This is a genomic window from Pseudomonas sp. WMBT8 (genome assembly GCF_050916005.1).
In the GTDB taxonomy this organism is placed as follows: Bacteria; Pseudomonadota; Gammaproteobacteria; order Pseudomonadales; family Pseudomonadaceae; genus Aquipseudomonas.
The window spans coordinates 1,644,045-1,658,800 of record NZ_CP188096.1; the positions used below are offsets into that span (position 1 = coordinate 1,644,045).

At 62.0% G+C, this 14,756-nt stretch carries 12 protein-coding genes; 7 read left to right on the forward strand and 5 right to left on the reverse strand.

All coding sequences use genetic code 11. The features are described 5' to 3' along the window. Window positions 1-40: 40 nt before the first annotated feature. Genes ACO77H_RS07285 through ACO77H_RS07295 form a run of 3 tightly spaced genes read right to left on the reverse strand, consistent with a single transcriptional unit; the run spans window position 41 to window position 3,101 of the window. On the reverse strand, window positions 41-1,027 hold the full coding sequence (locus ACO77H_RS07285) for an alpha-L-glutamate ligase-like protein (protein WP_170057719.1): 987 nt from the start codon (window positions 1,025-1,027) through the stop codon (window positions 41-43). Beyond that, window positions 1,027-2,559, reverse strand: a complete 1,533-nt coding sequence (locus ACO77H_RS07290) for an inactive transglutaminase family protein (RefSeq protein ID WP_169954258.1) — start codon at window positions 2,557-2,559, stop codon at window positions 1,027-1,029. The genes ACO77H_RS07285 and ACO77H_RS07290 overlap by 1 nt, the downstream gene beginning before the upstream one ends. 5 nt (window positions 2,560-2,564) lie before the next feature. Further along, a complete protein-coding gene (locus ACO77H_RS07295; RefSeq protein WP_038442340.1) occupies window positions 2,565-3,101 on the reverse strand; it encodes an ATP-dependent zinc protease family protein in 537 nt (178 codons plus the stop codon). 272 nt (window positions 3,102-3,373) lie between these two features. On the opposite strand from ACO77H_RS07295, the gene ACO77H_RS07300 reads away from it, so the two are divergent. From ACO77H_RS07300 to ACO77H_RS07330, 7 genes are all read left to right on the forward strand, one after another. Further along, window positions 3,374-4,084 (forward strand): GntR family transcriptional regulator, encoded by a 711-nt coding sequence (locus ACO77H_RS07300; protein ID WP_169954257.1) that lies wholly within the window; start codon window positions 3,374-3,376, stop codon window positions 4,082-4,084. After that, window positions 4,081-4,974 carry a methylisocitrate lyase gene (gene prpB / locus ACO77H_RS07305; protein ID WP_169954256.1) on the forward strand — a complete coding sequence of 298 codons (894 nt, stop codon included), beginning with the start codon at window positions 4,081-4,083 and terminating at the stop codon, window positions 4,972-4,974. The genes ACO77H_RS07300 and prpB overlap by 4 nt, the downstream gene beginning before the upstream one ends. Before the next feature lie 41 nt (window positions 4,975-5,015). Further along, window positions 5,016-6,143, forward strand: a complete 1,128-nt coding sequence (gene prpC, locus ACO77H_RS07310; protein WP_170057721.1) for a bifunctional 2-methylcitrate synthase/citrate synthase — start codon at window positions 5,016-5,018, stop codon at window positions 6,141-6,143. Between the two features lie 202 nt (window positions 6,144-6,345). Next, window positions 6,346-8,940, forward strand: coding sequence for a Fe/S-dependent 2-methylisocitrate dehydratase AcnD (acnD, locus tag ACO77H_RS07315; protein ID WP_432755202.1), 2,595 nt, complete (start codon window positions 6,346-6,348; stop codon window positions 8,938-8,940). 11 nt (window positions 8,941-8,951) lie between these two features. Next, window positions 8,952-10,142, forward strand: coding sequence for a 2-methylaconitate cis-trans isomerase PrpF (gene prpF, locus ACO77H_RS07320; RefSeq protein WP_169954253.1), 1,191 nt, complete (start codon window positions 8,952-8,954; stop codon window positions 10,140-10,142). A gap of 247 nt (window positions 10,143-10,389) precedes the next feature. Next, window positions 10,390-11,874 (forward strand): 2-methylcitrate dehydratase, encoded by a 1,485-nt coding sequence (gene prpD / locus ACO77H_RS07325; protein WP_172313230.1) that lies wholly within the window; start codon window positions 10,390-10,392, stop codon window positions 11,872-11,874. 166 nt (window positions 11,875-12,040) lie between these two features. Beyond that, window positions 12,041-12,976 (forward strand): hypothetical protein, encoded by a 936-nt coding sequence (locus tag ACO77H_RS07330; RefSeq protein ID WP_432755203.1) that lies wholly within the window; start codon window positions 12,041-12,043, stop codon window positions 12,974-12,976. A gap of 54 nt (window positions 12,977-13,030) precedes the next feature. Here ACO77H_RS07330 and ACO77H_RS07335 read toward each other — a convergent pair whose 3' ends face one another. Together ACO77H_RS07335 and ACO77H_RS07340 are read right to left on the reverse strand one after the other, a co-directional pair. Continuing rightward, complete coding sequence (locus ACO77H_RS07335) at window positions 13,031-13,759, reverse strand: alanyl-tRNA editing protein (protein ID WP_170043301.1); 729 nt, start codon at window positions 13,757-13,759, stop codon at window positions 13,031-13,033. A 2-nt stretch (window positions 13,760-13,761) separates the two neighbouring features. Then, the gene (locus ACO77H_RS07340) at window positions 13,762-14,754 is read right to left on the reverse strand and encodes a serine O-acetyltransferase (RefSeq protein ID WP_169954249.1); all 993 of its coding nucleotides are present in this window, start codon (window positions 14,752-14,754) and stop codon (window positions 13,762-13,764) included. Between the last annotated feature and the right edge of the window lie 2 nt (window positions 14,755-14,756).

The following is a 14,756-nucleotide window of genomic DNA, read 5'->3' on the forward strand; positions in this document are numbered from 1 at the left end:
TCGGGGATTGTTGGTTGAGGGGCGCGGCCGGGTGGGTTACTCAGCCTTCTACCGGTGGAATATGCCCAAACATTTCCTGGGCAAACCGCACGCGTTCTTCAGCCGTTTCCGTCACGCCCGCCGCCTTCAGCTCTTCAAGGCGGGCTTCTACCGCATGGGTACGCAAGGTCAGGCCGCAATCGTTGGCGATCTGGATATTCAGCCCCGGCCGGGCATTGAGTTCCAGGATCAGCGGGCCTTTTTCCTGGTCCAGCACCATGTCCACGCCGATGTAACCCAGCCCGCACAACTCGTAGCAGCCGGCGGCGAGTTTCATGAAACCGTCCCAGTTGGGCAGTTGCACACCGTCCACCGCGTTGGTGGTGTCGGGGTGCTTGGTGATGATGTTGTTCAGCCAGGTGCCGCGCAGGGTCAGGCCGGTGGCCAGGTCCACACCGACACCAATCGCGCCCTGGTGCAGGTTGGCCTTGCCGCCGGACTGGCGGGTCGGCAAGCGCAGCATGGCCATCACCGGGTAGCCCATCAACACGATGATGCGGATATCCGGCACGCCTTCGTAGCTGATGCTCTTGAAGATCTGGTCGGGCACCACGCGGTACTCGATGAGTGCGCGGTCACGGTGGCCGCCCAGGGAATACAGGCCGGTGAGGATGCTGGAGATCTGGTGCTCGATTTCCTCGTGGCTGATGATCTTGCCGGATACGGTGCGATAGCGCCCTTCAAAGCGGTCGGCGATCACCAGGATGCCGTCGCCGCCGGCGCCCTGGGCCGGCTTGATCACGAAATCGCTGCGGCCACCAATGATTTCGTCGAGCTTGTCGATTTCTTTTTCGGTGGAAATGATCCCGTACATCTCTGGCACATGGATCCCGGCCGCAATCGCCCGCTCCTTGGTGATGATCTTGTCATCGACAATCGGATACAGGCTGCGCTTGTTGTACTTGAGCACGTAGTCGGCATTACGCCGGTTGATGCCCATGATGCCCCGCGCCTCCAGGGCCTTCCAGGTCTTCCAGAACCCGAACATTACGAATCAGCCTTGAGGAAGGCCTTGAAACGCACCAGCTCGGTCAGGCGATAGCCACGATAGCGACCCATGGCCAGCATGAAGCCCACCAGGATCAACAGGATCGCCGGGAAGGTGAACACGAAGTAGATCAGCTCCGGCACGCTCATGATGATGTGGGCCAGGGACGCGGCGAACAGGGTGCCAATCGCGACTTTCATCGCATGGCCGCCACCGCGCTCTTCCCAGGTGATGGACAGGCGTTCGATGGTCATGGTCAGGATCACCATCGGGAACAGCGCCACCGACAGGCCGCGTTCCAGGCCCAGCTTGTGGCTGAACAGGCTGATGGCCGCAATCAGCACCACGACGAAGGTCAGCACCACCGACAGCCTCGGCAGCATCTGCAACTTCAAGTGCTCCAGGTACGAGCGCAGCGACAGCCCGAGCGCCGTAATCACGGTAAACAGCACGATGCCAAAGCCCAGCTGCGTCTCGCGAAATGCCAGGGCGATCAGTACCGGGGTGAATGTACCCAGGGTTTGCAGGCCGATCAGGTTGCGCAGGATCAGAATCACCAGCACGCCAATGGGGATCATCACCATGATCATGAAGGTCTGCTGGGTTTGCAGCGGCAGGCCGTAGAGCGAGTATTCGAGGAAGTTGGCGTCGGTGTTCTCGTCCGTCAGCTTGGCCAGGCGGATCGCGTTCATCTCGCTGTTGTTCAGGCTGAAGGTCACCGCGGCTTTCTTGCCGCCATCGACGGTGATCAGGTTTTCATCGCCAGTCCACCACAGCAGGCGGTCCGAGGGCAGGCCCTGTTCGCCGGTTTCCGGGTTGAAGTACAGCCAGTCGTTGCCATTGAAGCTGCGCAGCCACAGCTCCGGGGTTTGCGGTTGGTCGGCCACCAGGCGGATGGTGTGGACTTTTTCTACCGGCACGTGGGCGATGGACAGCAGCAACTCGACGATCTTGGCCTTGTGGGGCGTCGACGGATCGCCCGCCAGCAGCAGCTTGACGTTATCGTCGTTAAGGTTGTTGGTGCGCTTGATGGCTTCGCTGATAAACGTCTCGACATCGGCCGAGTGCTGGCGGATCGGTGCCAGCAGGGCCTCGGCGGCGATTTTTTCCGGGCCTTCCACGGCAATGCTGTCGCGGAAGGTCGGGCCCTTGACCTTGACCTTCTCGCCGCTGTAGCGCTTGGTCAGCACCAGGCGGTAGTAGAGGGTCTGGTTGCCCTTGGCGCGCCGGGCCGACCAGGTGACCTTGCGGTTGCCGTCGATGCGGTTGACGCTCACCCCATAGTTATTGGAGATGAAGCTCTCATTGAGGCTGACGAAGTCGCGGCTCAGGGGCGGCACGAACATCTGGACCTTGACCGGGTCCTTGGCATTGGCGACGAACTCGACCTTGGCGTCGATGTTCCACAGGTCGTCAGTGGCGTCTTCGGTCACCGGGATGCCGAGGACGAAGATCTGATAGGCCGTGACCGAAATGCCCAGTACCACCAGGACGGCGATCAGAATCTTCAGGTGCATAGTAAGAGAGCGCATTGGAATTACTCGGCGGTATGAGCGTCGGTGGCGCAGGCAGGTTTGCCCGCTGCGTATTTAAGACTGGGGTCGACCAGCGCATCAAAGCGTTTCAAGGCTTCGGAGCCGATCAGCAGCGGATATTGGAAGGCGCTGCGGTCAGTCAAGTTCACTTCGATGCTGCGTAAAGCGGTGCCCATGCAGATGTCCAGGGCAATCACCGGACGGGCGGTGTAGTTCTTGTCCTCATCGGGGTCGTAGTCGCCGGCGCGACGCTTGATCTTGCTGACGCGGGCCAGGGGGCGCTCGATGGGGTGCGAATGGGCGGTGTCGATGGCCAGGTAGAAGCGGACCCAGGACTCACCATTGCGCTTGAAGCGCTTGATATCCCGGGCACTCAAGGACGCAGTCTTGGCGCCGGTGTCGAGCTTGGCGGCGACTTCCAGGTCAATGCCCGCCAGCTTGGCGTATTCATTGAGGCCGTAAACCGTCTTCTCGGCAGCGATGCCAAGGCCCGGAAACATCAGTAGGCAGAACAATAGGGGGAAGGGCTTGAGTCTCATAGATCCTGAGGCGGTGCAGTGCGATGTTTGATTCAAGGCGACTGGCATTGCTGCGCAAGCTCCCTCGTGCGCCTTTTCATCCGGAGATGTCAGGCAAATGCGGCGGGCATTCTAACATGAAGGTTTTCTGGCGCCAGCGCTGGCAGCCGGCCATGCCTTGTCGCGTGCAGGGCGGGTTATTAGACGATTGTCGACAATGTGCATTTATTCTTTGACTATCAGGGGCTGATTGGCTAGTTTTTGCGGCATTGCTTTTAAAGGTGTCGACAATCATGCTGGATCAGCTGGAAATTCCGGTGGCAGGGCAGGACGATTCCCAGACGATGTCCGAGAACGTCTTCCGTCGTATCCAGGCCGCCATCGTCAAGGGCGAGATAGCCCCCGGCAGCAAGATCTCTGAGCCTGAGCTGGCGCGCACCTACGGCATCAGCCGTGGCCCGTTGCGCGAGGCGATCCACCGCCTGGAAGGCCAGCGCCTGCTGGTGCGCGTGCCCCATGTCGGCGCGCGGGTGGTGTCCCTGAGCCAGGCGGAACTGGTGGAACTCTACGAAATCCGCGAATCCCTCGAAGGCATGGCCTGCCGCCTGGCCGCCGAGCGCATGACCGACGCAGAAATCGAGGAGCTGCGCCAGGTCCTGCACACCCACGAGCGCGATGCTGCGTTCCAGGCCGGTGTTGGCTATTACCAGCAGGAAGGCGACTTCGACTTTCACTACCGGATCATCCAGGGCGCGCGTAACCGCACCTTGACCCAGATGCTGTGCGGCGAGCTGTATCAACTGGTGCGCATGTACCGCATCCAGTTCTCCGCCACCCCCAATCGTCCACGCCAGGCATTTGCCGAGCATCACCGCATTCTTGACGCGATTGCCGATCGCGACGGTGAACTGGCCGAGTTGTTGATGCGCCGTCATATCGGCGCTTCCAAACGCAATATCGCCCGTCACTTCCCCGACGGCGCCCCCTCGAGAGGTGAGTCATGAGTTCCGATAAAAACAGCACCCCAGGCCAGCGTTTCCGTGATGCGGTAGCCAGCGAACACCCGCTGCAAGTGGTTGGCGCGATCAACGCCAACCATGCCTTGCTGGCCAAGCGCGCCGGTTTCAAGGCCATTTACCTGTCTGGTGGCGGTGTCGCCGCGGGCTCCCTGGGTGTGCCGGACCTGGGCATCACCGGCCTGGATGACGTGCTGACCGACGTGCGCCGGATCACCGACGTATGCGACCTGCCGCTGCTGGTGGACGTGGACACCGGTTTCGGTTCCTCGGCGTTCAACGTGGCGCGTACCGTCAAGTCGATGATCAAGTTCGGCGCCGCCGCGATCCATATCGAAGACCAGGTGGGCGCCAAGCGCTGCGGCCATCGCCCGAATAAGGAAATCGTCTCGCAGCAGGAAATGGTCGACCGCATCAAGGCTGCCGTGGATGCCCGCACCGATGACAGCTTCGTGATCATGGCGCGCACCGACGCCCTGGCCGTGGAAGGCCTGGAGTCTGCCCTGGAACGCGCTGCCGCGTGCATCGAGGCCGGCGCCGACATGGTCTTCCCCGAGGCCATCACCGAGCTGGAGATGTACAAGCTGTTCGCCTCCCGTGTGAAGGCGCCGATCCTGGCCAACATCACGGAATTCGGCGCGACGCCGCTGTACACCACCGAACAGTTGAAATCTGCCGATGTTTCCATCGTGCTGTACCCGTTGTCGGCATTCCGCGCCATGAACAAGGCCGCCGAGAACGTCTACACCGCGATCCGTCGCGACGGCACCCAACAGAACGTGATCGACACCATGCAAACCCGCATGGAGCTTTACGATCGCATTGACTACCACACCTTCGAGCAGAAGCTCGACGCGCTGTTCGCCGCCAAGAAATAAGCGCAGCGCCTCCCAGATAACTACAAAATTGGAGAAGAACCATGGCTGAAGCAAAAGTACTCAGTGGCGCCGGCCTGCGTGGCCAGGTGGCCGGGCAGACGGCACTGTCCACCGTGGGCCAGGCCGGTGCCGGCCTGACCTATCGCGGCTACGACGTGCGTGAACTGGCCGCCGACGCGCAGTTTGAAGAAGTCGCCTACCTGCTGTTGTACGGCGAATTGCCGAGCAAGGCCGAGCTGGCGGCCTACAGCGCCAAGCTGAGCAAGCTGCGTGACCTGCCCCAGGCGCTCAAGGAAGTGCTGGAGCGCATCCCCGCCGACGCCCACCCGATGGACGTGATGCGCACCGGTTGCTCGTTCCTCGGCAACATCGAGCCGGAACAAGACTTCAGCGTGCAGCGCGATGTCACCGACCGCCTGCTGGCCGCGTTCCCGGCGATCATGTGCTACTGGTACCGCTTCAGCCATGACGGCAAGCGCATCGACTGCGTGACCGACGAGCCGAGCATCGGTGGGCATTTCCTGCATCTGCTGCACGGCGAGAAGCCGAGCCCGCTGCACGAAAAAGTCATGAACGTGTCGCTGATCCTGTACGCCGAGCACGAGTTCAACGCCTCGACTTTCACCGCTCGTGTGTGTGCCTCGACCCTGTCCGACTTGTATTCCTGCGTCACCGCCGCCATCGGCTCGCTGCGCGGCCCGCTGCATGGCGGCGCCAACGAAGCGGCGATGGAAATGATCGAGCGTTTCTCCTCGGCCGAAGAAGCCGTGAAAGGCACCCTTGGCATGTTGGAGCGCAAGGACAAGATCATGGGCTTTGGCCACGCGATCTATAAAGACAACGACCCGCGTAATGAAGTGATCAAGGGCTGGTCGAAAAAACTCGCCGATGAAGTGGGCGACAAGGTGCTGTTCCCGGTCTCCGAAGCCATCGACAAAACCATGTGGGAACAGAAAAAACTGTTCCCCAACGCCGACTTCTACCATGCCTCGGCGTACCACTTCATGGGCATCCCGACCAAGCTGTTCACGCCTATCTTCGTCTGCTCGCGCCTCACCGGCTGGGCGGCGCATGTGTTCGAGCAGCGTGCCAACAACCGCATCATCCGTCCAAGCGCCGAGTACATCGGCGTCGAGCAGCGCAAGTTCGTGCCAATCGAACGTCGCTGAATGAGGAGACCGACAATCCCGAATTGGTAACCGAATCAGAAGTGTGGGAGCGGGCTTGCTCGCGAATGCGGGGTAACAGTCACTGAATGTGTTGAATGACACACCACATTCGCGAGCAAGCCCGCTCCCACATTTTGACCTCATTCCAATTCTGGGTCGGTACAGGTCTTCCTTCTGTAACTACCGTGACCGAGTCCTGACGATGAACACTGAATTTCGCAAACCGCTCCCCGGCAGCCGCCTGGATTACTTCGACGCCCGTGCGGCTGTCGAGGCCATCACCCCCGGTGCCTACGCCACGCTGCCCTACACCTCCCGCGTGCTCGCCGAAAACCTGGTGCGCCGCTGCGACCCGGCGACGCTCAACGCGTCCCTGAGCCAGTTGATCGAACGCAAGCGCGACCTCGACTTTCCCTGGTTCCCGGCCCGTGTGGTATGCCATGACATCCTCGGCCAGACCGCCCTGGTGGACCTCGCCGGCCTGCGTGATGCCATCGCCCTGCAAGGGGGGGACCCGGCCCAGGTCAACCCGGTGGTGCCGACCCAACTGATCGTCGACCACTCCCTGGCGGTCGAGGCCGGTGGTTCTGACCCACAGGCCTTCGAGAAAAATCGCGCCATCGAAGACCGCCGCAACGAAGACCGTTTCCACTTTATCGAGTGGACCAAAAAGGCCTTCAAGAACGTCGATGTGATCCCGCCGGGCAACGGCATCATGCACCAGATCAACCTGGAGAAAATGTCCCCGGTGATCCAGGTGCGTGACGGCGTGGCCTTCCCGGATACTTGCGTCGGCACCGACAGCCACACCCCCCACGTCGACGCCCTGGGCGTGATTGCCATTGGCGTCGGCGGCCTGGAAGCCGAAAGTGTGATGCTTGGCCGCGCGTCGTGGATGCGCCTGCCGGAAAGCGTTGGCGTCGAACTGACGGGCAAGCTGCAACCGGGCATCACCGCCACCGACATGGTGCTGGCCCTGACCGAGTTCCTGCGCCAGCAGAAAGTCGTCGGTGCCTGGCTGGAGTTCTTCGGTGAAGGCGCTTCGGCCCTGACCCTGGGCGACCGCGCCACCATCTCCAACATGGCCCCGGAATACGGCGCCACGGCGGCGATGTTCTACATCGACGCGCAGACCATCGCCTATCTCAAGCTCACCGGTCGCGAAGACGAACAAGTCGCCCGGGTCGAGCAGTACGCACGGCACACCGGCCTGTGGGCCGATGACCTCAAGGGGGCGCAATACGAGCGTGGCCTGAGCTTTGACCTGTCCAGCGTCGTGCGCAATATGGCCGGCCCGAGCAACCCGCATGCACGTGTGGCTACCAGCGACCTGGCGGCCAAGGGCATTTCCGGGCAATGGGATGACGTGCCGGGGCAAATGCCCGACGGCGCGGTGATCATCGCTGCCATTACCAGTTGCACCAACACCAGCAACCCGCGCAACGTGATCGCCGCCGGCCTGCTGGCGCGCAATGCCAACAAGCTGGGGCTGGCCCGCAAGCCGTGGGTCAAGTCATCCCTGGCCCCGGGTTCGAAAACCGTGGCTATGTACCTCGACGAAGCCGGGCTGACCAGCGAGTTGGAGCAGTTGGGTTTTGGTGTCGTTGCCTTCGCCTGCACCACCTGCAACGGCATGTCCGGTGCACTCGACCCGGTGATCCAGCAAGAAATCATCGACCGCGACCTGTACGCCACCGCCGTGCTCTCGGGTAACCGCAACTTCGACGGGCGCATCCACCCGTACGCCAAGCAAGCGTTCCTGGCGTCGCCACCGCTGGTGGTGGCCTACGCGATTGCCGGCACCATCCGTTTCGATATCGAAAAAGACGTACTGGGCCTGGACGCGAGTGGCAAGGAAATCCGCCTGCAGGACATCTGGCCGAGCGACGAAGAAATCGACGCGGTGGTCAAGGCCTCGGTCAAGCCTGAGCAGTTCCGCCAGGTCTACATCCCGATGTTCGCGATCCATGAAGACACCGGCCCGAAAGTCACCCCGCTATACGACTGGCGCCCGCAAAGCACCTACATCCGTCGTCCGCCGTACTGGGAAGGCGCCCTGGCCGGTGCGCGTCCGCTCAAGGGCATGCGCCCGCTGGCGGTGCTGCCGGACAACATCACCACTGACCACCTGTCGCCGTCCAACGCGATCATGCTCGACAGTGCCGCCGGCGAGTACCTGGCGAAAATGGGCTTGCCGGAAGTCGACTTCAACTCCTATGCAACACACCGTGGCGACCACCTGACCGCCCAGCGCGCGACCTTTGCCAACCCCAAGCTGTTCAATGAAATGGTCCAGGAAAACGGCAAGGTCAAGCAGGGTTCCCTGGCGCGCATCGAACCCGAAGGCCGGGTCACGCGGATGTGGGAAGCCATCGAAACCTACATGGAGCGCAAGCAGCCGCTGATCATCATTGCCGGCGCCGACTACGGCCAGGGTTCGTCCCGCGACTGGGCGGCCAAGGGCGTGCGCCTGGCGGGTGTGGAAGCGATTGCCGCCGAAGGCTTCGAACGCATCCACCGCACCAACCTGGTGGGCATGGGCGTGCTGCCCCTGGAGTTTTTGCCGGGCACCGACCGCAAGACCCTGCAGATCGATGGCAGCGAAACCTATGACGTAATCGGCGAGCGCACCCCGCGTGCGCAGTTGACCCTGGTGATCAACCGCAAGAATGGCGAACGTGTCGAAGTGCCAGTGACCTGCCGCCTGGACACCGCCGAAGAAGTGTCGATCTACGAGGCGGGCGGCGTGTTGCAGCGTTTTGCCCAGGACTTCCTGGAATCGGCGGCGACCGCCTGAAGAGGATAACCATGACACACGTAGCGCAAATCAAGATCGCCGCCACCTACATGCGTGGCGGCACCAGCAAGGGCGTGTTTTTCAACCTCAAGGACTTGCCCGAATCGGCCCAGGTCCCGGGGGCGGCGCGCGATGCCCTGCTGCTGCGGGTGATCGGCAGCCCCGACCCCTATGACAAGCAGATCGACGGCATGGGCGGTGCCACGTCGAGCACCAGCAAAACCGTGATCCTCGCCAAGAGCACCCGCGCCGAGCATGACGTGGACTACCTGTTTGGCCAGGTGTCCATCGACAAGCCTTTTGTCGACTGGAGCGGCAACTGCGGCAACCTGTCGGCAGCGGTGGGTGCATTCGCCATCAGTGCTGGCCTGGTGGACGCTGCGCGTATCCCCTCTAACGGCGTGGCCGTGGTGCGGGTTTGGCAGGCGAATATCGGCAAGACCATCATCGCCCATGTGCCGATCACCGACGGCGCGGTGCAGGAAACCGGCGACTTCGAGCTGGATGGCGTGACCTTCCCGGCGGCCGAAGTGCAACTGGAATTCCTCGACCCGGCAGCCGAAGAAGAGGGCGGCGGCGGTTCGATGTTCCCCACCGGCAACCTGATCGACGACCTGCAAGTGCCGGGTGTCGGCACCTTCAAGGCGACGCTGATCAACGCGGGGATCCCGACGATTTTTATCAACGCGCAAGACCTCGGCTACACCGGCACCGAGCTGCAAGGCGCGATCAATAGCGATCCGAAAGCCCTGGCCATGTTCGAGACAGTGCGGGCCCATGGGGCGTTGCGCATGGGCCTGATCAAGCACCTGGACGAAGCGGCCCAGCGCCAGCACACACCGAAGCTGGCGTTCGTGGCCAAGCCTGCGGATTACCTGGCCTCCAGTGGCAAGGCGATCAAGGCCGGCGATGTGGACCTGCTGGTGCGGGCGCTGTCCATGGGCAAGCTGCACCACGCGATGATGGGCACGGCCGCGGTGGCGATTGGCACGGCGGCGGCGATTTCCGGGACACTGGTCAACCTCGCGGCGGGCGGTGTGGAACGCAATGCCGTGCGCTTCGGGCATCCGTCCGGCACCTTGCGCGTGGGCGCAGAGGCCAGCCAGGTCAACGGCGAATGGGTGGTGAAGAAGGCCATCATGAGCCGCAGTGCGCGGGTCTTGATGGAAGGCTACGTGCGCGTGCCCGGCGACGCATTCTAAAGCCGGCCCCAATGTGGGAGCGGGCTTGTGTGGGAGCGGGCTTGCCCGCGAAAGCAGTGGGTCAGTCAATGTCAATGTTTGCTGGGCCGACGTCTTCGCGAGCAAGCCCGCTCCCACACAAGCCCGCTCCCACAGGGGGCTAGCGGTGGCTTCTCGATTTTTGTATTAGAGCAGGCGAGAGACCTGCCACAAACGACCAACCCTGAGCCTGAGGAAGGAACACACCCACCTATTTTGGAGTACTGCCATGAGCGCCAACGTCGACCAGAACAACCGCCCCGACTATGACCAGGTTTTGCAGGACATCGCCGATTACGTCCTCAACTACCGCATCGACTCACGGGACGCCCTGGACACCGCCCGCAACTGCCTGATGGACACCCTCGGCTGCGGCCTGCTGGCCCTGCGCTTTCCTGAGTGCACCAAGCATTTGGGACCGATTGTCGAAGGCACAGTGGTGCCGTTCGGTGCCCGGGTGCCGGGTACGTCCTATCGCCTGGACCCGGTCAAGGCCGCGTGGGACATCGGCTGCATCGTGCGTTGGCTCGATTACAACGACACCTGGCTCGCTGCCGAATGGGGCCATCCTTCGGATAACCTCGGCGGCATCCTGGCCGTTGCCGATCACCTGTCGCAAAAACGCGTGGCCCATGGCGAGGCGCCGCTGACCGTGCGCGCGGTGCTGGAAGCGATGATCATGGCCCACGAAATCCAGGGCGTGATTGCCCTGGAAAACTCCTTCAACCGCGTCGGCCTCGACCATGTGCTGCTGGTCAAAGTCGCCTCTACGGCGGTCTGCGCCAAGTTGATGGGTGCCAATCGTGAGCAACTGCTGGCGGCGTTGTCCCAGGCGTTTGTCGATGGGCAGGCGCTGCGCACTTACCGTCATGCGCCGAATGCCGGGTCGCGCAAGTCGTGGGCGGCGGGGGATGCGTCGAGCCGTGGCGTGCGCCTGGCGGATATCGCCCTGCGCGGCGAAATGGGCATCCCGGGTGTGTTGAGCGCGCCGCAATGGGGTTTTTATGACGTGCTGTTCAGCCACACCAATAAGGACCTAGCCCTCAAGCCTGAGGACAAGCGCGCGTTCAGCCTGCCCCAGCCCTATGGCACTTATGTGATGGAAAACGTGCTGTTCAAGATCAGCTTTCCCGCCGAATTCCACGCCCAGACCGCCTGTGAAGCCGCCGTCACCTTGCACCCGCAGGTCAAGCAGCGCTTGCATGAAATCGAGCGCATCGTGATCACCACCCACGAGTCGGCCATTCGCATCATTTCCAAGGTCGGCCAACTGGCTAATGCGGCCGACCGCGACCACTGCCTGCAATACATGACCGCCGTGCCCCTGGCGTTTGGCAACCTGGTGGCCGAGCAGTACGAAGATGAATTCCATGCCGCACACCCGATCATCGATGAGTTACGCAAAAAAATGGTCATCGTCGAAGACCCGCGTTACAGCCGCGAATACCTGGAAGCTGACAAGCGTTCCATTGCCAACGCCGTGCAGGTGTTTTTCACCGATGGTTCGAGCACCGAACAGGTTGCGGTGGAATACCCGATTGGCCATCGTCGGCGCCGGGCGGATGGCATTCCGTTGCTGGAAGACAAGTTCAAGGCCAACCTGGCGACACGTTTCACTGCGCAGCGCAGCGCTGAGATTTTTGCACTGTGCAAGGACCAGGCACGGCTGGAAGGGACGCCGGTGAATCGATTTGTGGATCTGTGGGTGATGTAATAAAAGCCGCTGCGAGGTGGCAGGATTTGCAGTCGACACACTTTGCCAATCGTATGTCCTACATCTTCGGAACCGTCTTCAGATAATTGCCAATCAGGTAGCCAGATGACCTTTTGTACCGGGTCGTCTGGCAAGCAATACCTGTGAATTAAATGAGAGGTTCGCCATGACTAGCGTAAACCAGCAGCAGTACGCGCCCTACCACGGCTATGAAATGCCCTCCAAGCCTGCATCCGCGCCGCCAGAAAACAGCGCCAAAACCCAGACTCCCGGCCAGACTCCAGCAGATTCAGCATCCCCTCGAAAGCCTATGACTGCACAGCAGCGCGGGCAGTTTGCGGCCCACAAGGGCTTGGTCAACTCACCGTCATCTGCGACCAATACCGCCCCGGCCCAGCTCGCTCAGCTTTCCCAGCAAAACAATCAGCTGCGCGACCAGCTTAACCAGTTGGTGGCCAGGTTCTCGCCGATAATCACCGCGCTGCAGCAGCAAGTGGCTGAGCTGACTCAGCAAGTCAACACGATGCAAAAACCGCAGAAAGAGGACGCTCCATCCAATCAGGGCGCGGGTGAAAAACCAGCGGCTCGGCAGGACAGCACAGCGGTGCAGCAGGACGGAACAGCGCCTGCAGCATCGGCCCACGCAGAAAGTACGCCGGCTTCAGGCCCCGAAGCGCCGGGTAATCTTGAGCAGTTGACTGCTGAAAACGACCAACTGCGTGAAACGGTCGAGCGGTTGCAAACCCAGTTCACGACGGTGGTTACCAGGCTGCAAGAGCAGATCCAGGCGTTGAGCCAGAAAATAACGGGGGCCGGTACTTCCGCAAACCAGGCTCCTAGCGCAGGCCCGAAGGCTGACAGCAATACCGCGGCGGACTCTGCGCCGGCTGAGCAAGCGCCCCGTGCCAAGGGCGCCACCCCATCGGCCCAGGCCGATGAAGCCACGGCGCCGTCGGCCCGCAGTGTTGATGATCTTATGCGCGAGAACGAGCAATTGCGCGCTCGCATCGATCAAATGATGACTGAGTTCACCCAGGTGATTTCCCAACTGCAACAGCAAATAGCGCAATTGAGTGCCCAGGTCAAAGCCCAGTCGAAGTAAGGGCAAACGCGTCGATAAGGGGAGGCTGGGCCTCCCTGTTGGCTGCTTGCCGATTCACTCGAACCGCAGGATCACCCGTCGGTTGTGCTTGCTCTTCTTCTCGATTTTTTCGCAGAACACACGACCGATTTCCTCGGTGTTGACCACATGGGTGCCGCCACACGGCTGGATATCGATGTCGGCAATTTCTATCACCCGTACCGCGCCCTGGATCACCGGAGGCGCGACGGCCTGGGTGCGGGTGATTTGCAGCAGGGTGGAATATTCGGAGGCCGGCATCGACAGCGACTTGACCCCATGGGCCTGCTCGATCAAGGCATTGAGGTCGCGGGTGATGCTTTCCTTGTCGAGGGTCATTTCCGGCAGGTCGAAGTCCAGGCGGCCCTTGTCGGCGCTGATGCTGCAACCGGTTACCGGTGCGTCGATGATCGAGCATAACAGATGCAGGCAGGTGTGCATTTTCATGTGTTGGTAGCGACGCTCCCAGTCCAGGCCGGCATCTACCTGTACCCCCGCACGCAATGACTCGGGGCAGTGTTCCACTTGGTGCCAGATGATCGAGCGCAGGACCGGGTCGCGTACGGTGCCGGTCACATTGACCCGGCTGCCGTCCGGCAGGGTGAAGTAACCGGTATCGCCGGGTTGCCCACCGCCGGTGGGGTAGAACAGCGTGTGTTCGAGGGCCACGCCCTGTTCGCTGACGGCGATTACCCGGGCGCTGAAGGCGTTCTGGTAAGGCGCGCTGTCGAACAGCGCCAAGGTTTCCATGGTGTGTACGGACATGTTCATCCTCCAACGATCAGTGGGCTGGTTTGCAGCAGGCGCCGCACCATTGCGCTCAGCCCGGGTGGGGAGAGCAGGGTGACCTCGAACCTCGGTCCGCACACCTTCAGGTTCAGCGGCAGGCGCGGGGGGTAGGTGGGGGCCTGCAGCGTGCGCAGGCGAAACTGCAGGTGATGACGCTCCTTGACCGTGGGCTCCAGCACCAGGCCTGACAGTGGGTGGAAGTCGGCATCCAGCACCGTGACCCGGTGGCTGATGTTGACTTCGCCGACCACGTGCAGGCGCTCGTCGAGGGCAAATGCCCCGAGGTAATTGCTGGCGTCAGCTTCGTCGTTTTTCTGCAACTGGATCTGGTTGACCACCTTGACCTTGGTGCCCGCGGGCACGTCCTGGGTGATGACACAGGAGGGGCTGATAAACACGTTGTCGCCAATCAGCACATACCCGAGCACCCTCGCGCCCGCGCCGACTTCCACGTTGTTGCCCAGGCGTGGGTGACGCTTGCCGTCCGGGTTGTTGGCGATGCCCCGGGCGCCCAGGGTCACGCCACACAGGATGTAGCAGTCATTGCCGATCTCGCAGGTCTCGCCGACCACCGTGCCAAAGCCATGATCCAGAACGAAGCGCCGGCCAATGCGGGCGGCGGGGTGGATTTCGGCGCCGGACAGGATCTTGCCCTGGTTGCTCAACGTCAGCGCGATCGCACAGAACTGGCCGTGGGCCTGGTCGGGTAGATTCCATACCCGATGCGCCAGCCGGTAATACAGCACGGCCTTGAATGAGGCGTAGGACTCCAGGATCAGTTCGCCGCGGCCCCTGGACGCCGGATCGCGCCAGGCATAGGCGATCAAGTCCTCGGCCACCTCCTGCGCGGCGGGCTGGATCAACGCCGCCAGGTGTGGCTGCAACTGTGCCATCTGCGCCGGCGACAGGGTCTTGATGAGGTGGGTCAGCAGCTCATCGTGCAGCTGTTGCATGTCGATAAAGCCTCCCATGG

What these genes read in the sequence shown, in the direction of transcription:
- ACO77H_RS07285 (WP_170057719.1), bottom strand. Translation starts at nt 1,027, where the DNA reads ATGTTCGGGTTCTGGAAGACCTGGAAGGCCCTGGAGGCGCGGGGCATC.
- ACO77H_RS07290 (WP_169954258.1), bottom strand. Translation starts at nt 2,559, where the DNA reads ATGCGCTCTCTTACTATGCACCTGAAGATTCTGATCGCCGTCCTGGTG.
- ACO77H_RS07295 (WP_038442340.1), bottom strand. Translation starts at nt 3,101, where the DNA reads ATGAGACTCAAGCCCTTCCCCCTATTGTTCTGCCTACTGATGTTTCCG.
- ACO77H_RS07300 (WP_169954257.1), top strand. Translation starts at nt 3,374, where the DNA reads ATGCTGGATCAGCTGGAAATTCCGGTGGCAGGGCAGGACGATTCCCAG.
- prpB (WP_169954256.1), top strand. Translation starts at nt 4,081, where the DNA reads ATGAGTTCCGATAAAAACAGCACCCCAGGCCAGCGTTTCCGTGATGCG.
- prpC (WP_170057721.1), top strand. Translation starts at nt 5,016, where the DNA reads ATGGCTGAAGCAAAAGTACTCAGTGGCGCCGGCCTGCGTGGCCAGGTG.
- acnD (WP_432755202.1), top strand. Translation starts at nt 6,346, where the DNA reads ATGAACACTGAATTTCGCAAACCGCTCCCCGGCAGCCGCCTGGATTAC.
- prpF (WP_169954253.1), top strand. Translation starts at nt 8,952, where the DNA reads ATGACACACGTAGCGCAAATCAAGATCGCCGCCACCTACATGCGTGGC.
- prpD (WP_172313230.1), top strand. Translation starts at nt 10,390, where the DNA reads ATGAGCGCCAACGTCGACCAGAACAACCGCCCCGACTATGACCAGGTT.
- ACO77H_RS07330 (WP_432755203.1), top strand. Translation starts at nt 12,041, where the DNA reads ATGACTAGCGTAAACCAGCAGCAGTACGCGCCCTACCACGGCTATGAA.
- ACO77H_RS07335 (WP_170043301.1), bottom strand. Translation starts at nt 13,759, where the DNA reads ATGTCCGTACACACCATGGAAACCTTGGCGCTGTTCGACAGCGCGCCT.
- ACO77H_RS07340 (WP_169954249.1), bottom strand. Translation starts at nt 14,754, where the DNA reads ATGGGAGGCTTTATCGACATGCAACAGCTGCACGATGAGCTGCTGACC.